Origin of the sequence: Oryzomonas sagensis, assembly GCF_008802355.1 — a bacterium.
Classification (GTDB): Bacteria; Desulfobacterota; Desulfuromonadia; order Geobacterales; family Pseudopelobacteraceae; genus Oryzomonas; species Oryzomonas sagensis.
This window is the reverse complement of sequence record NZ_VZRA01000001.1, coordinates 1,246,164-1,264,048: the sequence shown is the minus strand read 5'-3', so window position 1 is coordinate 1,264,048 and position 17,885 is coordinate 1,246,164. Positions and strand designations below refer to the sequence as shown.

Annotated in this window: 16 protein-coding genes and 1 riboswitch; of the genes, 8 read left to right on the top strand and 8 right to left on the bottom strand. The window is 60.6% G+C overall.

The annotated features are described in order from the left end of the window. Positions 1–39: 39 nt before the first annotated feature. From F6V30_RS05700 to F6V30_RS05685, 4 genes are all read right to left on the bottom strand, one after another. The gene (locus F6V30_RS05700) at positions 40–1,725 is read right to left on the bottom strand and encodes an FG-GAP repeat domain-containing protein (RefSeq protein ID WP_151155743.1); all 1,686 of its coding nucleotides are present in this window, start codon (positions 1,723–1,725) and stop codon (positions 40–42) included. 243 nt (positions 1,726–1,968) lie between these two features. Next, positions 1,969–3,150: a hypothetical protein gene (locus F6V30_RS05695; protein WP_151155741.1), complete on the bottom strand. Its 1,182-nt coding sequence runs from the start codon at positions 3,148–3,150 to the stop codon at positions 1,969–1,971. Between the two features lie 139 nt (positions 3,151–3,289). Further along, entirely contained in the window at positions 3,290–4,828 is a 1,539-nt protein-coding gene (locus F6V30_RS05690; protein ID WP_151155739.1) for an FAD-dependent oxidoreductase, read from the bottom strand. Positions 4,829–4,953: 125 nt separating this feature from the next. Then, complete coding sequence (locus tag F6V30_RS05685) at positions 4,954–5,301, bottom strand: cytochrome c3 family protein (protein WP_246163228.1); 348 nt, start codon at positions 5,299–5,301, stop codon at positions 4,954–4,956. A 239-nt stretch (positions 5,302–5,540) separates the two neighbouring features. Between F6V30_RS05685 and F6V30_RS05680 the strand changes: the two genes are divergently transcribed. The 3 genes from F6V30_RS05680 to F6V30_RS05670 all read left to right on the top strand — a co-directional run bounded on the left by F6V30_RS05680 (position 5,541) and on the right by F6V30_RS05670 (position 8,957). After that, positions 5,541–7,166 carry a sigma-54-dependent Fis family transcriptional regulator gene (locus tag F6V30_RS05680; RefSeq protein ID WP_151155737.1) on the top strand — a complete coding sequence of 542 codons (1,626 nt, stop codon included), beginning with the start codon at positions 5,541–5,543 and terminating at the stop codon, positions 7,164–7,166. 102 nt (positions 7,167–7,268) lie between these two features. Then, positions 7,269–7,344, top strand: a riboswitch (cyclic di-GMP riboswitch). A gap of 76 nt (positions 7,345–7,420) precedes the next feature. Then, positions 7,421–8,389 (top strand): DUF4382 domain-containing protein, encoded by a 969-nt coding sequence (locus F6V30_RS05675; RefSeq protein ID WP_151155735.1) that lies wholly within the window; start codon positions 7,421–7,423, stop codon positions 8,387–8,389. A 118-nt stretch (positions 8,390–8,507) separates the two neighbouring features. Beyond that, complete coding sequence (locus F6V30_RS05670; protein ID WP_151155733.1) at positions 8,508–8,957, top strand: hypothetical protein; 450 nt, start codon at positions 8,508–8,510, stop codon at positions 8,955–8,957. Positions 8,958–9,072: 115 nt separating this feature from the next. On the opposite strand, the gene F6V30_RS05665 is transcribed toward F6V30_RS05670, so the two are convergent. Next, positions 9,073–9,576, bottom strand: coding sequence for a type II secretion system protein (locus F6V30_RS05665; RefSeq protein WP_191965583.1), 504 nt, complete (start codon positions 9,574–9,576; stop codon positions 9,073–9,075). 71 nt (positions 9,577–9,647) lie between these two features. Further along, entirely contained in the window at positions 9,648–10,574 is a 927-nt protein-coding gene (locus F6V30_RS05660) for a LysR substrate-binding domain-containing protein (protein WP_151155731.1), read from the bottom strand. A 334-nt stretch (positions 10,575–10,908) separates the two neighbouring features. Here F6V30_RS05660 and pal point away from each other — a divergent pair, with 334 nt between their 5' ends. The 5 genes from pal (at position 10,909) to F6V30_RS05635 (ending at position 14,518) form a co-directional block, all read left to right on the top strand. Beyond that, positions 10,909–11,496, top strand: a complete 588-nt coding sequence (gene pal / locus F6V30_RS05655; RefSeq protein ID WP_151155729.1) for a peptidoglycan-associated lipoprotein Pal — start codon at positions 10,909–10,911, stop codon at positions 11,494–11,496. Between the two features lie 45 nt (positions 11,497–11,541). Further along, positions 11,542–12,153: a hypothetical protein gene (locus F6V30_RS05650; RefSeq protein ID WP_151155727.1), complete on the top strand. Its 612-nt coding sequence runs from the start codon at positions 11,542–11,544 to the stop codon at positions 12,151–12,153. A 218-nt stretch (positions 12,154–12,371) separates the two neighbouring features. Next, complete coding sequence (locus tag F6V30_RS05645; protein ID WP_151155725.1) at positions 12,372–13,127, top strand: TSUP family transporter; 756 nt, start codon at positions 12,372–12,374, stop codon at positions 13,125–13,127. 5 nt (positions 13,128–13,132) lie between these two features. Further along, positions 13,133–14,143, top strand: coding sequence for a glycosyltransferase (locus F6V30_RS05640; RefSeq protein ID WP_246163333.1), 1,011 nt, complete (start codon positions 13,133–13,135; stop codon positions 14,141–14,143). A gap of 72 nt (positions 14,144–14,215) precedes the next feature. Next, complete coding sequence (locus F6V30_RS05635) at positions 14,216–14,518, top strand: DUF2288 domain-containing protein (protein WP_151155723.1); 303 nt, start codon at positions 14,216–14,218, stop codon at positions 14,516–14,518. Positions 14,519–14,752: 234 nt separating this feature from the next. On the opposite strand, the gene F6V30_RS05630 is transcribed toward F6V30_RS05635, so the two are convergent. Both F6V30_RS05630 and F6V30_RS05625 read right to left on the bottom strand, forming a co-directional pair. After that, positions 14,753–16,210, bottom strand: a complete 1,458-nt coding sequence (locus tag F6V30_RS05630) for an NADH-quinone oxidoreductase subunit N (protein ID WP_151155721.1) — start codon at positions 16,208–16,210, stop codon at positions 14,753–14,755. 33 nt (positions 16,211–16,243) lie between these two features. Then, positions 16,244–17,866: an NADH-quinone oxidoreductase subunit M gene (locus tag F6V30_RS05625; RefSeq protein WP_151155719.1), complete on the bottom strand. Its 1,623-nt coding sequence runs from the start codon at positions 17,864–17,866 to the stop codon at positions 16,244–16,246. Positions 17,867–17,885: the final 19 nt, after the last annotated feature.

Sequence of the window (17,885 nt, the reverse complement as noted above, 5' to 3'; positions counted from 1 at the left end):
GACGCCGCGACCTTGGGCGCAGATCACCGCACATCGGATTCAGGGGAGCTCATATACGTGCAGTACCGCCCTGCGAGTCGAAAAAGGGCTGTAATCGGGAAGGGCAACAGCGGTCACAAGCGCCTTGACTCCCCGGTTATTCGCATCCGCCAGGCGAAAGTCGGCCACGTAGCTCTTTTCCTGCGTCGAGTGCCATGCCTCGCGCAGGGTCGAGCCGTCCCACGTCATGGCTTTCATCTCCGATTTCGAAAACACCCGCACGCGCGAGAGCAGGCTGAAACCGCTGTTGACCGGAACCAGGATTTCCCCGTTTTCATTCACCTCGATACGGGCAGGGATGTACGAAATCCGGCTTTCTCCCCCACTCGACACCTCTTCGTTCATCTCCAGGTACGATTCACTCCCCCCCATCCTGTCGACGCTGCTTCCCACTACCTGACCGTCCGGCGTGACGATATTCAGATAGCCGTCATCTCCGAGACAGGCGAACAGGTTCCGCCCTTTGGTGGGAAGGAGGGCAAAAGCGTACAGATTCGTTTTAGAGGGCACGTCCACCGTCGGGCCTTCAACGAGCTCGCCGCCGGCCAGTTTGACCCGGAAGATGGGGCCGGCGAATTCGCGTCCCTGGAGCCCCATCTTCTGGGCAAGCAGGACAAGGCCCTCGCCCGGCATCGTCAAGCGGCGCAGGTGCCAGGGGATGTCGTTCCGGGTGATGCGGTACTGGCCGTCCTGCGATTCGATGATGACGCCCGACAGGTTCCCGGCGTTTGTGACGGCTGAAACGAAGAGTTGCGGCCGGCCGTTTCCCTTCAGGTCGACCCCATCGAGATGATAGGCCCTGATCGCGGCGCCGAGCGGGACCGTGGCCAGTTGTTGATAGTCGTGACCGGTCAGGCGGTAGATTTCTATCCTGTCGCCGAAGGCCACCGCAATCTCCTGCTTGCCGTCCCCATCGAAATCTCCCGTTTCCACGCCGACCGGCATCCCCTTCATAGGCGGGCTGGTCCAGTAGGTTTTCGAGCCCGGGTCGGGTCCGCGGCTGATCATGGCGGTATCCTGCGTCACCGATGCCGGCTCGATGGCCGAAGCCGGAGCGGTTCGGGCCTGGTACAGGTCGAAAACAGGATACCTATGGATAATTTCGAAATCGGACGAGCGTACATCCAACCCCAGGCTGGTAAGGACGAAGTAGAGGGCGGGAGGCCTTCCCGGAGGAAGAGCCGGGGTTGCAGGCCTGTTCTTCTGGGATGCCGCATAGCCTTGCCATGGGAGCTGGGGCAGAGCCGCGCGTAATTCCTTGAAGAGCTGTTCCCCGTGGCCGGTATAGTCCCAGAAATCAACATCGATATTCTGGAACCGGCGAATGACGTCTCCATTCCGGATGGCGGATACGGACCCGAGGGGGCGGCAATAGGAGTAGCCCGCCTTGATGCGGGTGACCTGCAAGACGCCTTTCACGGTATCCTGGGTTCCGAGCACCTCTTTTGTCACCGGGTGGACAATCTTTTCACCGGGGGTCACGACGCTGAAGATGTCGCCGACGGCAATCTGCTGCCGCGCATCCAGATCGATGATGAACTCGCTCCCGGCCGGCTGGACGACGTATCCCGAAACCGGCGCGAAATCACGAACCAGCGCCTCATTGACGGCCGCCGAAGCGTTCAGGACGGGAATCAGCAGGAACAAGGCGAGTACAAAGAAAGGTGCCCGTAGTGTCGGTAACATACCTGTTCTCCTTTTGGACAGCCGGGACGATGGTGGCTGTATGGTCTTTCTACCGCATGGTTGACTGATCGTGGATACCGGAACCTGGACATGGCAGGCATCGGCCCATACAAGCTTTTGATGTCCAGATACTCGAACCGCAACGGGAGCTGACCCGCGAGTCCGGCTACCCGTGAAAAAGTGGGGGGGACTGCTCCCCCCCATAACATGAAGGAGGCCCTTGAGGCGAGCCTTGTGGTGGTGTTAAAAGGCCATTTCCCATTTGGCGCCGGCGACGAATGTTCTGGGTTCTTTTGCACCGGTCGTGCTGGTCATGTCATTCATGAAGTCTATTTCAGGCACGATCTTGAAATTCTTGCTGACTTGGTACTGGGCATTGACGAAGGTGGCCAGGCGCTCGTCGGCGTGGGTCTTGCGGTTGTCGTCCGCGACATAGGATGCGCCGGCATAGAGCTTGAGTTTGTCGTTCACGGTATAGCCGACCTGGCCCCAGCCACCGTAGCTGTAGGCGTTTGCCTTGTTGGTGACATCATAGTATGCGCCGGTACCGGCACCGTTGGGGTTGGCGCCGCTCGTGACATAGGCGCTGGCGGCAGTGCTCATCAGATCGCCCAGGTTGCGGCCGGTAAAAACGTTATAGGATAGCTCCACCGGCGCCAGATCGATCTTGCCGTGGAAAAAGACCAGGTAGGAGTGGATGTCCGTTTTGACAGGATTGGCCGTTGCCGTAGCGTATGTCTCCACGTTGTACATATTGTAGGCCACGCCGCCGCCATAGGTCCACCTGTCCAATTTGCCCTCGTAACCGGTTACAATCTTTGGCATTATGGTGTTATAGTTGGTGTAAGCCGCGGTGGGATAGAGGTTCCCGGTTTGCGAGGCGGCGGCAGTGGCGTCGCTACTTGTGACGTTGCCGGTGTTGTTGGCCTGGGCGCCGACCCTCGGCTGCATGAGGGTAAAGTAGAAGCCGTTGTTCATGGTCAGCTTGATATTTGCATAACGGCCGTCCCACAGGGAACCGTAGGCGTTGAAACCGCCGTCGCTGTCCCATACCTGCTGGGTGCGGTAGACATAGGGGCTGGGGGTCCTGCCGATGCGCAGCTTGCCGTTGCCGAAATTCCATTCGCCGAACAGCAGACGGAGTTCAAGGCCTTTCGAGTACGCCTTGGGGTTGTAGGCGCCGAGTTCCGCGACTGCGGAGAAGTCGCCTTCCTTGGCGCGCACGCCGACCAGGCTGTCGCCCATCAGGTCAAGGCTGAAGTCGCTGTCGCTTCTTTTGGCACCCGCAGCATTGTAGTACTGGTTCTGTTGCCAGAAGGTCCCCAGCCTGATGGCGCCGTACCCGCTAAAGTCAATGGCCATGGCGGGAACCGCAAACGCCACCGCCGCACCAAAAGCTACCACTCCGATCATACCTCTCTTCATGCGTGTCTCCTTATGCTCATTTTACCGATTGGCTGGCGCCAATTGGGTCTACACGGGTAATATGCAACACAGACAATCCATGCCGCCCGCTCAGGCTCCCCTCTTCCCCCAGTGGGAAGGGGGAGCCGAAGCAGAAGCGTTATTTGGTGATACCTGCGTATTTCAGGGCATTTTCAGCAGCGATCCGACCGGAATTGATGGCATAGCCGGCGGTGCCGCCGCCGAGCAGCAGGTCATAGCTGTCGCCGTACATACCGCCGGAATCGGTGCCGACGGCGTACAGACCGGGGATGGGGACGCCCTTGGTGTTGACGGCTTCAGCCTCGGCCGTCACCTTGACGCCGCCCAGCGTACCAAGGTGGCGGGGCAGGAGTTTGGTTGCATAGAAGGGCGGAGTGGCGACCGGGCGGAGGAACTTGGCCTGCTTGTTGAATTCGGTATCCTCACGGGTTGCGGCGGCCTTGTTCATCTTCTCGACGCTGGCTTTCAGGACGGCCGCGTCCATGCCGAGTTGCTTGGCAAGGTCTTCGATGGTAGTGGCCTTGAAAACATTGCCCCGCTTGCGGGCCAGTTCCTTGTTGAAGGCATCTTCCCACTTGGTAAGCTTGGTCCCCTGGAGAACCCATTCGCCCAGGGGCATTTCAATGCCCTTTTCAACGGCAAACTTCCGGGTGGCATCGTCGTAGATGGCGTATGTCGTGCCGCCGACCCTGGTCAGCGCATTCCCGGCATAGGGCCAGTATTCGATGCTGGATTCGTCGGTGTAGCGTTCGCCGCGTGGGGTCACCCAAAAATAGGGCTGAACCGCCAGGGCGATCATCTGGTCAGCCGGGTGGAAGCCGGCCAGTCCGGGGCGGTACGCCTGGACGGTGGACATGCCTTCGAGGGAGGCGCCAACCGCTTCGGCCATCCTGATGCCGTCGCCGTCTTTGCCTATTTGCCCAACCGGGATGACGTCAGGATAATCTTTCACATATTTCTTCATCATCTCCTTGTTGTTGGCGAAACCGCCGGTAGCGACCACAACCGCTTTGGCGTTGATTCTGATCTTTTCGCCGGATTTATCCTTGGCTACGACGCCGACGACCTTGCCATTCTCGGAGATAAGCTCCGTGCCGGGGGTCTCAAGGAGGATCTTGCCGCCATGGTCGAGGACGTATTTGTTGAAGACGTTGATCATCCTCTGGCAATGGAAATCGCGCGGATCTTTGACCAGGTCCGGGCCGGGGGCGATGACATGCCAGGTCAGAGGACCGCCGAAACCGCCAACCCCCACATACTCGATCTTGACACCCAGGTCATCGAGCCAGTCGATGGTTTCGGCCGACTTGTCCACAAAGGCCTTGGCCAGCGCGCCGTTCGCCTTCCAGTGGCTGTAATTCATGATGAGTTTGAAGGCGAAGGATTTGGACACGTCAATGCCGATACGTTTCTGAATCTTGCTCTCTGCTGCGAAGACCCCTTCGCAGAAGCTGCCGGTCCCGCCGACCTTGGGCTGCTTCTCAAGGACAATGACCTTGGCCCCGCCCTGCAGTGCCTGGACGGCGGCGGCCAGGCCCGATGTGCCTGCTCCGATGATGGCAACATCGGTGTCCATGGTTTTTTCCGCCAGAGCCGGTACCGCCATGGCCGTCACCAGTGCCAGCGCCAAGCCAATCTTTCCGCAAAACCTCTTCATTGCTTCCTCCTCGTGTGGTGTGGTATGCCCCTTAGGGCACCCTGATCTCTTGTCTTCACCTCGAATTCCGCACCAGCCATCTCGAACACGATCAAATAATTTGGAATACGATAATTAATAGTTTATTATTTTAGTTTGAACTCAAACTCGCTATGACACTCCAGGCATACGATCTCGCTCGGTTTGTGTATGCCGTGGCACTTGGTACAGGCGAGTCGTCCCAGGTGGGAATCGTGCGGATTGGCGTGCAAGGACTTGGTCAGGGCTGCAACCTTGCCGTAATCGCCATGGCACTCCATGCAGGCATCCGGCGCCGCTGCCGAGACCGGCTTGTCCACCTTGTGGCAATCGACGCATTTCAGCCCCTCCCTGGCATGCTTGCCGGAAAGTTCGTGCGCTTGCGCACCGGCCGACATGAGGATAACGCCCGCGATAAGCGCAGCAGCGCATGTTCCCAGTTTCAGTTTGTTCATCCCCTTCACCTCCTTTGTCGTAATGGCTCCCAACCGTTGCGGCGGTTGCGGGATGGTTATCCGCCGTACGCGTGCTCCTAGCGTTGGTTTCTGGTCGTCACACGGATGTAGCATCCGCCATGCCATTTGTTAGAAAAATGTAACAATCTGTTATTATTGACTTTGTAAATGTATACATAGACAGGGGTTTCTCGTTTTGATACAGGGTTTATCATTATGAAAAAACGTGGGGGGGCGCCATGAAGATTGAGAGTCTGGACCTGCGTGAGCTGCTTTCGTTCGACCCCAAGGGCGGGGTGATACAGCTCATGGGACAAAGGGCGCTTCTGTTCGATGCTGCCGCCATGGGACTGCTCCGCAAGGAACTGATCGATACCTTGGGAACGTTCGCCGCGCGGAGCATTCTCACCCGCTTCGGCTATGCCTACGGCTGGCGGGCTGCCGAGAACATCCAATCGACCTTCCCGGAGGTATGGCGGGATGCACGGGGAAAAGCGGGACCGAAGTTCCATTCATTGACAGGCCTGGTCAATGTCACGCTCAACATACGAACCAATGGGGAAGGCGACGAACCGCTGGTCGACTCGACATGGGATGACAGCTACGAAGCCGAGCAGCACCTTCTGCATATCGGGCGGGCGGAGGAACCGGTTTGCTGGACGCTGGTCGGCTACGCCAGCGGGTTTGTGTCCCATATAGAAGGCCGGGAGGTGTATTTCATCGAAGACCGGTGCTGCGGCAAGGGGGATGCCACATGCCACGTTGTGGGGCGTTTCAAAGAAAAATGGGGGGCGGAGATCGAACCCCATCTTCTCTATTATCGGATGGAATCCTCTTCGGCAATCTTGAAGGAGTTGAGCGACAAACTGCGTTGTACGGAAAAACGACTGAAGAGGCGGCAAGAGCAGCTCGAGTTTCTCGAGGGCGTGGAAGACACCTCCCCGTTCATCATGGCCCGGAGCCAGGCGATGCGGGATGTGGTGGACATCGCCCGGCGTGTCGCCAAGGTCGACTCTTCGGTGCTCATAACCGGGGATAGCGGCGTCGGCAAGGAGCGCATGGCCCGTTTCATACATGACCAATCGGCGCGGGTATCCCGGCCATTTGTGGCCGTAAACTGCGGCGCGCTCACGGAAACGCTGCTGGAGAGCGAGCTGTTCGGCCATGCGAAGGGGGCATTTACCGGGGCGGACAAGGACCGTCTGGGGCTCTTCGAGGCGGCTACCGGCGGCACGCTGTTCCTGGATGAGATCGGCGAGGTGTCCCCGGCCATGCAGGTCAAGCTGCTGCGCGCCCTCCAGGAGCGGGAGGTGCGGCGGGTAGGCGAGAACAGGTCCCGCGCCATCGACGTGCGGGTCGTGGCCGCCACGAATCGCAACCTGACCGACGAGCTGAACGCCGGGCATTTCCGCCAGGATCTTTACTATCGCCTGAGAGTGATCGAGGTGCGGGTTCCCCCACTGCGCGAGCGCTCTGAAGACATCCTTCCCTTGGCGCGTTTTTACCTCAATAAGATCACTCGCAATCAAGGGTGCGACATAACCGGGTTCACTCCGAGCGCCGCCGCTCAGCTGCTCCGTTACGAATGGCCGGGCAATGTCCGGGAACTGCAGAACGCCGTCGAGTATGCCGTTGCCTTGTGCCAGGGCAATCAAATCGACATCGCCGACCTGCCATGCGAGTTGCGGGCCCTGTCATTGAAACCGGTGGTCTCGGGCTGCATCCGTCCTCTGGATGAAATAGAGCGTGACTATATCCTGGGGGTGCTGCACGCCGTTGGCGACAACAAGGCACGGGCCGCGGAGGAACTGAATATCGGCCTGGCCACGCTCTACCGGAAGCTCAAGGAGTACGAAACGCGGTAAACTGCCCGGTGCGGCTCCAGGGGCATCGACCTGTGAAGACAACGGGATGTATTTTTTTGACTTTTCCATTTCATCGTGTAAAATTATTCCCATATTCGAGATAGACGATACTACTCAACCATCCGCGAGGATGGGGCGGAAAGCCCAAGGGTCTTACCGAGACAGCCGGGTTGCCGAAATATCACGCGATATTGGCAACCCGGCTTTTTTCGTATGGTCTTCAGACGTCAAAAACAGTACGGAGGACGACAGCCATGAATAAGAATTCCCTAACGCGCCTTGTATCGTCGGTTCTTCTTGCAGCGGCTTTTCTGGGGCTTGGGCAGATGCAGGGATGCAGCGGAGACGGTTCCACATCCGCCAACACGGGGACGCTCCGGGTCGGGATCACGGACAGCCCCGCCTTCCCGAATTTGGACAGTGTCCATTTGACGATCGACAAGGTGGTGGTTGTCCCGACCGGCAAGGAAGGCCTGGCGGATAACGATCCCGCCCTGCCGGTGATCGCCGCCTTCCCGGGAGGCGTAGGCGTCGACATCCTCAACCTGCATTTCCTGCCGCAGATCCTGGGGACCACCGCAATCCCCGCCGGCAGCTACAGCCAGGTCCGCCTCATACTGGCGCCCAACAGCCCGACGCTCAACAACTATGTCACCCTGTCGGCCGCCCCCGCCCAGAAGCTTCCCCTGACCACACCGAGCGCCCAGGAGAGCGGGCTCAAGATCAAGGGCAACTTCACGGTAACGGCAGGGGCCCTGAATACCGTCGTCCTCGACTTCAACCCGAATGAAGCGATTGTCTTTGCGGGAAATTCAGGTAATATCAACCTCAAACCGACCGGCGTCCGCATCATCCAGGTTTTCAACGCCCTGACCAATGCCGGTTCACTATCGGGAACGATCCGCTCGCCGCAGTTCGCTCCGTGGTCGAGCGCCACCGTGACGGTTGTGCCCCGCGACCCCGCCGGGAGCGCGGTCACCTCCGGGGTCGTCTTCAGCAACTTCAGCAGCCCGAGCGTCTGGAAGACGGCCTTCAGCGCGTTTGTGCCGCCGAACAACAGCGCCGTCATGCCCTCGGCGCACTACCGGGTGTTCGTGCGAGCGTTCAGGGACACGCTGTCGACGGTCCCCACGTTCAACCTCTACTCCTCGCCACTCCTGACCGTGACCGGGGGGGTTGATACGGCTGTCCCGCCAAACGGCCTCGTCCAGCTCGGGCCGTAGTGCAGAAAATCCGCTTTGTGAGCCGGGGCCTGCCGGAAGGGGGCCCCCGTTCAAGGGGCAATGACGATAGCTCATCCGGACCATCCCACTCCTAATCAGCCGGGGAAAGGAATTCACAATGAAAATGATTTATCTTGCAGCAGTGGCGGTTTTTTTCGCATTCAGCCCAGCTGGCGCATCGGGGGGCCTCGAAGGTTTTCTTTCCAACCTCAATATCCAGGCAAAGGCCGATATGAACGGTTTTACTGCCAGGCTTAGCACCCAGTTCGGCATCCCCGGGGCCCAGGTCAGTGCCGTAATCAACACGGTCAAGGAGCCGGCCGATGCCTTCATGGTCTATCAGCTCGGTCACATGACCCGGCAGGCTCCTGATGCAGTTGTCCGCACCTATCAGAAAAATCGCGGCAAGGGGTGGGGCGTTATTGCCAAAGAAATGGGGATCAAACCGGGTTCACGAGAGTTCCACGCCCTTAAACGGGGCGATTTTTCCCTTACCGGCACTCCTGATGGCGGGGGGAGTGACGGGCCCGGTAAAGGGAAAGGAAGAGGAAAAGGACATAATAAATAGCGCCATGACGAGGTGCAGGCCTGAAACATAAAAAGGGGGTGCGGCATACGCCGCCCCCCCTCCGATTATCTTCATATCCATGAAAACGCCGGCATCGCCCCCGGCGAGCGGCCCCTCACGGGGACTGGGGGGTGATAGTCGTCAGGTCCGGCCCCGGATCGGTCCCGAACACGAAACGCCATTCGCTGTACTTTTTTTTGTCGGTAAAGGTGTCGAGGCCGGAGTATTCCGAGAACGAGGTCTTGAGCGGCACATCGTTGCTGGTGCTGGCCACCCCGATAATCCCCTTCACGCCGGTCTTGTCTCTAATGAGCGTCCAATCCTTGCCGGTCATGGGGTCTTTATAGAGTTGCCGCAGATATTTCTTCTTCTCCAGGGAAGTGGGGTCCAGCAACAGGTCTTTCAGGTCGTTGAGCGGAGTCACTTTTGCAGATTTTGCGTTCCAGGCCATAATGGCGCTTCTGATCTGGAGGCCGCGGAAGAGCAGCTCCTGTTCCCGCTCGCGCTTCATGATCGTTTTCCACGGCTGCCCGGTAAGACCGAGCATAATCCCCATGATGACCACGATCATCAGCGCGGCCAGGAAGGTAAAACCGTTTTGGTTGAGCATCTTTTTCATGGGAAAACAATACCACAAAGAGCCGTTTGTTTGCAAAACGTTAACCACGCCCCCCGCACAGGGCTGTCCCGCTATCCGGGAAGGGCGGCAGCGCTCCCGGCAGAATCGGCGCCGTCCCACGCCCCCTCCGCGACCTCGAGGAATGCGGATAGCAGCGGCGTGCGGAAACTTTCACGGCGCCTGATGAGCGCCAGGGAACGTGTGAGCGCCAACGGGCTCGCAATCGGGACGAGCCAGCCATGCTCGAGTTCGCGATGGACGGCCAGGCGCGAAAGGCAGCTCACCCCAAGTCCCGAGGCAACGCCGTTCTTGATCGCCTCGGTATGGCCAAGCTCCAGCGCTATGGAATAGTGGATCCCAAGGTTATCCATTGCGGTCTCAAAGACTTCACGGGTTCCCGAACCCCGTTCCCGCATGACCCAGGGAGCCGAAGCCAGCATCTCCGCCGTAGCCTTGCGTCCCCCGCCCCAGGCATGCTCCGGCCCGGCCACCACCACCAGTTCATCGTCGCGCCAAGGGGTGGCGATCATCCCGCGGCTGTGGCACGGACCTTCGATAAAGGCGATGTCCAACCGCCCCTCCTCCATCCAGCTCACCACCTGCTGGGTGTTCCCCACCCGCAGCTGAACCCTGGTTTTGGGGTACATCCGGGCAAAAGCGCCCAAGAGCGCCGGGAGCAGGTAGTTGCCGATGGTTGTGCTCCCCCCCACCAGCAATTCGCCGGTAAGCTCCCCGCCATCCTTCCGGAGCAGTTGTTCCATCCGCCGGACCGCCTGGAGAATCCCCCCGGCCTCCGCAAGCAGCAAGCGCCCGCGGTCATTCAGGATCAACCTCCGGCCGGAGCGTTCGAACAGGGGGGCTCCGGTGAACTGCTCAAGCTGCGACACGGCCATACTGATGGCCGATTGGGTCAACAGAAGCTCTTCCCCTGCCCGGGTGACATGCCCGGTCTGGGCGACCTTCTCGAATATTTCCAGTTGTCGAAACGATATGGCCATGGAATCAATAAGGACTATTTATCATTTTACGATTTTCATTCATTTCTATTTATAGCACTGGCAAAATCGAATGGCAACAGATGAAGCCGGCGGAAAGGAGGGACACGTTGCACCGCGATCCTTCCGGGCGGGATCGATTGCATCGCTTTCCGAAACGGTCATTTTGCCGCAAGCCATCAGGACGGCATCGCCGGCACAGGCCCCTTCGACGCTCCCACCCGTCAAGCGGTGCACATTTCTTTAAATATCTGATTGACTTATTAGTTAGTATACAAATATAATCAGTTAAAATAATGTGTACTAGAAACATTCACCATTCCAAAAGGAGAAGACAATGAAACCCGTTGTAGGAACTACAATGATGGCCTGTTGTGTGTCCGTGTTCATGATCGCTGGTTGCGCAAACAAAGAGGTCGTAAAGAGCGATGAGCCGATCGCTCAGAAGACCGAGGCAGCCAAACCGGCAGCCCCGGCAGCGGCAAAGGCGAACGCATCCGACGCCGCCCGGAACCAGGCTGCGCAAAAAGCGGCTGAACAGGCCAAGCAGAACGCAGGCCAGTCCGCGAAGGCAACGGCACAGCAGACCAGCTTTGAGACGATTTACTTCAATTTCGACCAGTCCGACCTCAGCCAGGCGGCTCGCGATGTCCTGAGCAAGAATGCCGCTACCATGCTGAAAGCGCAACCCAACGCAAAGATAAAGATCGAAGGGAACTGCGATGACCGCGGCTCTGCGGAATACAATCTGGCCCTGGGTGAGCGGCGCGCCAACTCCGCCCTGAAATACCTGGTGACCATGGGCGTGCCTGCGGACCGGCTTTCGGTCGTGAGCTACGGCAAGGAACGCCCGGCGGTGGCTGGACATGACGAGGCGGCCTGGGCCAAAAACCGTCGTGACGATTTTGTCATAGCAACCCCCTGACAACCGGCGCCCGGGGGTCACACTTCGGGCGCTCTGAGGGACCCCATGAACAAGGTACTGTCCAAATTTATTTTGCCCGGCCTGGCGGCGGCACTCGTGCTGACCGGCTGCATGCCGACCGCCCACAAGGTCGATGTACTGTACAACCCGTTGGCCGTGTATCGCGGCGGCAGCGGGCAGGTGACCCTGGTCGCGGAGGCCGCGCACCAGGAGCAACAGGCTTCCAATCCCGCCATACGCTGGGTATTGGGTCAGATTAAGGATAGCGACGGCGCCGTACGGGGCGATGTGATCAGCGATTATTCGCCCCAAAGCGTGATCGCCGACGCCATGAAGCGTGAACTTTCCGCCGCAGGCTACCGGGTGGACCAGACGGAATCGCGGAAAGAGGGCCAGGGCAGGGTTATCGTCCTGACCGCCGTCACCGTGGCCCTGAACGAGGTGGCCTCCCTGCCCAAGCTCGAAGCGTCGTGCAACCTGGTGGTGAAGGTGGAACTGTGGAATAACGGACAGGTCGTCAAGCGGTCCGAGTATCACTCCAAACTGTCCGACGTGGCCATCAAGGACCGTGACGTACTGCCGCAACAACTGTTTCAGGGCGCGCTCGGCGAGATCATGCAGCAGGCGGTCCCCGACATCGTCCGGCAGTTCAACTAGCGCTGTCCTCCAGCACTTTTGTCGTTCCTTAGCGGCGCGCCCCACGGCGCGCCGCTCTTTTTTCCCCTCCACCAACACGCCAGACCGGCACACCCCGACGGCAGAATAGCTTGACAATCGGCGCGGAATCGCGAGAATGGTTCCGTGCGGCTTCGCACCCCGGCGAAACCTGCACCCCTGCCGGCCGCCATCACTTCGAGAATCAGAGACGATACCCTATGCCTGCGTTACTCCTCTTGCCCCTCCTCTTCCTCACCGGCCTTGTCGCCGGGCTGGTGGACGCCATTGCCGGCGGCGGCGGGCTGATCACGATTCCGGTGCTGCTGGGCGTCGGCCTGCCGCCCCAGGCCGCCCTCGGCACCAACAAGCTCCAGGCGAGCTTTGGCTCGGGCAGCGCCATGCTGACCTTTGTCCGTTCGGGCACGGTGCGCTTGAACGATTGCCGGACCGGGATCGCCTATACCGCCATTGGAGCCGCCCTCGGCACCATTACGGTGCAGTTGCTCGACCCCGCGCTCCTGCGCCACGTCATCCCCTGGCTGCTGGTCGCCATTGTGCTCTACACCCTGCTGACCCCCCGCCTGGGGTACGAAGAGATCCGCCCCCGCGTGAAACCGGGCCCCTTCTTCTTTGCGGCCGGCCTGGTCCTGGGCTTTTACGACGGTTTCCTGGGGCCGGGCACCGGATCGTTCTGGGTGATGGCGCTCATGCTCGGCCTGGGGTTCACCATGACCCGGGCCACTGGCTATACCAAGGTGATGAATTTCACCAGCAATGTGGCGTCCCTGGTCCTGTTCATCTGCGGCGGTTCCGTGCTCTGGCGGGAAGGCCTGGTCATGGGGGTCGGCCAGTTCGTCGGCGCCCGCATCGGCGCCCGCATGGTGGTGCGCAAGGGGACGCGCTTCATCCGCCCGGTCTTCGTCACCATGGTTCTGGTCATCACGGCCAAACTCATCTGGCAGAACTTCCATTGACCCCCGTGAGCCGGCCACCCCGCGTTTCCCTGCTCATGCCGGTGCGCAACGAGGCCCGGTACCTGTCGGCCGCCCTCGACTCGCTGTTCCGGCAGACCCTGCCCGATTGGGAACTGGTCGTCATGGACGACGGCTCGACCGACGCGACCCCCGCCCTGCTCGCTGCCGCCGCCCGCCGCGACCCGCGCGTACGTGCGAAACGATGTGGGGGTGGCGGTCTGGTCGCGGCGCTCAACGAGGGGTTGGCCGCCTGCCGCGCCCCGCTCATCGCCCGCATGGACGGGGACGACGTTGCCCACCCCCGCCGTCTGGAGCTGCAGGCAGACCTGCTGGCTGCCGAGCCGGGGATCGGGCTTGTGGCCTGCGCCTTCCGCCACTTCCCGCGCCCTGCCCTCAAGCAGGGCATGCTGGCCTATGAGGCGTGGCAGAACGGGCTCCGCGACCACGAGATCATCATGCGCGACCTGTTCGTGGAGTCCCCCTTTGTGCACCCCAGCGTCATGATGCGCCGCGACCTGTTGGTCGGTGTGGGGGGGTATCGCGACTGCGGCTGGCCCGAGGACTACGATCTCTGGCTGCGCATGGCCGCTGCCGGCGTCCGTTTTGCGCGCCTGGCGCAGCCGCTCTTCTTCTGGCGCGACCACCCCGAGCGGGCGACCCGCATCAAGGCGGAGTATGCCGCCACCGCCTTCCGCGCCTGCAAACTCCATCACCTCCTGCCCGGCTTTCTGGCCGGCCGGAAAAGCGTCGTCATGGCGGGAGCGGGCCTGGAAGGGCGTGCCTGGCAGCGCCTGCTGGCGGCGGAGGGTATCGGGGTATCTTGCTGGCTCGATGTGGACCCCCGCAAGATAGGACGCCAGTTGCACGGTGCGCCGGTCATCCACCCGCACCAATTGTGCCTGTCCGGGGAGAAGATGCTGGTCGCCATCGGCGTTCGCGGCGCCCGCGAGGAGTTCAGGCGCCTGGTCCACCCCCTGGGACTGCGGGAAGGGCTCGACTTTATCTGCGTAGCCTGATACAAGTAAACGATCACTGACGTACGACACACCTCGTGCCGTGCACGAACGGCGCGGGGGAAAGGGCATCCAATGGTACTGAGCAAAGAGGAACTGGCGCTGTCCATCGACGAGGCGGAATGGGACTGGCTGCGCGCCCACCTGGAGCGCGGCGGCATCATCCTCGTCAACGACAGCCTCGATCTGGCCGATGCCGCTCTGCGGGTGGCCGGCGACGATACGGAAGTCATTGCCGACTGGATCAGCACCGGCATGATCGGCAAACCGTCCGAGTCCCAGATCCACGCCTGGGACAGCAATCGCCACAAGAAGTTTTCCATGCTGATCGTCAGTCCCTACGTCCTTATTCAGGAGAAGACCCCCACCTTCCACTGATACCCCGTTTGCTGTTCTGAATCCGGAGCACCGCGAGCGGCATGCCTGGGGCCAGCGCCCTCCATGCGGCACCATGCCCCGCCGTCACGATGCCGACACGACCGGCACCCGTAACGGCGACGTGGTAAGCGAGAGTAGCCGTGAAGGCGACACGGAATCAGCCTGTGCAACGAAAAAAAGGGCGGCCCCGCAATGCGGGGCCGCCCTTTTCCTTTTCGTGACTGCAACCGGCAATCAGATCAGTTTGACCGCCTGCTCGGCGAACTGGAGGATGACCGACGGCACGATACCGGGGATCAGCGTGCCGGCCACGGAGATGAGCAGCGAGAGCGCGATGGGCGGGGTGACCCGGGTCCACTCGAAATCCTCGGCCGGCTCCTTCATATACATGTAGACCATCACGCGCAGATAGTAATACACCGAGGCGGCGCTGTTGAGAACGCCGATCACGGCCAGCCAGATGTACCCCTTCTGGACGGCGCTGGAGAACAGATAGAACTTCCCGATGAAGCCGGCCGTGGGGGGGATACCGGCCAGGGAGAAGAGGAACACGGACATGGCCACCGCCAGGGCGGGCTGTTTGAAGCCGAGGCCGGCAAAATCCATGACCGTTCCGTTTGCTTCACCCTTTTTGCCGATCAGGATGATCACGGCAAAGGCGCCGATGTTCATGAAGGCGTAGGAGAGCATGTAGAACAGGATACCCGCGGCGCCGGTGCCGTTGCCGGCGGCGAAACCGACCAGGGCATAGCCGGCGTGGGCGATGGACGAATAGGCCAGCATGCGTTTGATGTTATCCTGGCGCAAGGCGGTGATGTTGCCGACCGTCATGGTCAATACGGCCAACACCCACAGGAGCTGGCTCCATTCGACCTGCAAGGTGGGCAGGGCCACCAGGAAGATCCGCAGGAGGGCTGCGAAGCCGGCGGCCTTGGGGCCGGCCGACATGAAGGCGGTCATGGGGGTCGGAGCCCCCTCGTAGACATCGGGGGTCCACATGTGGAACGGCGCGGCCGCCACCTTGAAGGCAAAGCCGGTGAGCATCAGCAGCATGCCGGCCACCAGCATGATATTGGCGGAAGGCACCGTCATCTGCCCCACGATGGCGGCGATCTTGGCGATGCGGGTGGTGCCGGTGGCGCCGTAGGTCAGGGCCATGCCGTAGAGCAGGAACCCGGTGGAAAAGCACCCCAACAGGAAGTACTTGAGCCCGGCCTCGTTGGATTTCAGGCTGGCGCGGTTGAAGCCGGCCAAGACGTACAGGGCCACCGACATGACCTCCAGCCCCAGGAAGATGGTCATCAGGTCGGTTCCCGCCGCCATGAGCATCATCCCCACCACGGTGAAGAGGATCAGGGGGTAGAGCTCGCCGTGGTTGCACCCTTCCCGCTCCATGTACTGGTCGGAGATCAGGATCGCCAGACCGGCCGAGACCAGGAAGATCATCTTGAAGAAGGTGGCGAAGTTATCCTGGACAACCGAGCCGCTGAAGCTCTCAACCGGCACGCCCCAACCGGCGCCCACCAGAACCCCTGCCGCCACGACGCCGACGAAACTGATGTACCCCAGGTAGGACTTCTGGCCGCTGGGAATGAAGACGTTGATCAGAAGCAGGGCCATGGCAAGCACGGAGAGGAATATCTCCGGCAGGATTGGGGTCATGTTGACGGCTGGAATAGTAATCATGTCCATCTAAGAAATCCTCCGGTCGGTTGACTCGTTTTGTTACTTGACTTCATTCGGATCGGCAACAGCCGGTGCGGCCTGTTCAACTGCCGGTACAGCCGGTACAGCCATGCCGGGTATCGCCGGATGCCCGACGGGCAGCCCCTGCATGGCCGGCATCTGCCGGGCCGACATCCCGAGAGGCTTGGTTTGGGCAACCAGCTTCTGGATGGCCGGGTCCATCTTCTCGATGAACGGGTTGGGGTAGACGCCCATGATGAAGATCAGGGCGAGCAGCGGCACCATGATGGCGATCTCGCGGGCGTTCAGGTCGGAAAGCGTCTGGTTTTTGGGGTTGTCCAGCTCGCCGAACATGACCCGCTGGAACATCCAGAGCATGTAGACGGCCGAGAGGATCACGCCGCTGGAAGCGACCACCGCCCACCAGCGCAGACTGCTCTCAAAGGACCCCAGGAGTATCAGGAACTCTCCCACGAACCCGTTGGTGCCGGGGAGGCCGATGGAGGAGAGGGTCACGATCATGAAGATGGTGGCAAAGATCGGCATCTGCTTGGAGAGGCCGCCGAAATCGGTGATGAGGCGGGTGTGCCGGCGTTCGTAAATGAAGCCGACGATAAGGAACAGCGCGCCGGTGGAGACGCCGTGGTTGAGCATCTGCAGCATGCCGCCGGTTATGCCCTGGGTATTGAGGGCGAAGACCCCCAGCATGACGAAGCCCAGGTGAGCCACCGAGGAGTAGGCCACCAGTTTTTTCACGTCCTCCTGCACCATGGCCACCAGGGCGGCGTAGATGATGCCTATCACCGCCAGGGTGGCGATCAGCGGCGTGAACCGGTGGGCGGCATCGGGGAACAGCGGCAGGGCGAAGCGGACGTAGCCGTAGGTACCCATCTTCAGCAGGATGGCGGCCAGGATCACGGAACCGGCCGTGGGGGCCTCGGTATGGGCATCCGGTAACCAGGTGTGCAGCGGGAACATGGGGACCTTGATGGCGAAGGCCAGGGCGAAGGCCAAAAACAGCCAGGTCTGGGTCGCCGGGTCAAGCCGCAGATCGAAGAACTGCAGCAGGCCGAAGTTGCTGAAGCCGGCATCCAATCCCTTGAAGTAGAGGAAGATCAGGGCCACCAGCATGAGCAGCGAGCCGACCATGGTGTAGATGAAGAACTTGACGGCCGCGTAGATTTTGTTCTTGCCGCCCCAGATGCCGATGATGAAGTACATCGGGATCAGCATGACCTCCCAGAAGATGTAGAAGAGGAACAGGTCCAGGGAGATGAAGGCGCCCAGCATGCCGGTTTCCAGGAGCAGCAGGCAGATCATGTACTCTTTGACCTTCTCCTCCACGGCGGTCCAGGTGGAAAGCACGGCCAGCGGCATGATGAAGGTGGTCAGGATGACGAGCCACAGGCTGATGCCGTCGATACCCACATTGTAGCGCATGACGAATGGTCCGGCGGCAATCCAGGGTACGTTCTCCAGGAACTGGAACTCGGCATTGGACTGGAAGCCGGTCAGGATCGGCAGCGACACCAGGAAGGTCACCACGGTCACCGCCAGGGCGACGCCCCGCAGCACCCCCTTGCTGTCCCTGGGGATGAACAGCAGCAGCAAGACACCCAGTATCGGCAGGAATGTCGTCAAGCTCAGTAGGTGGTTACTCATGAATTCATGCTCCTTTATG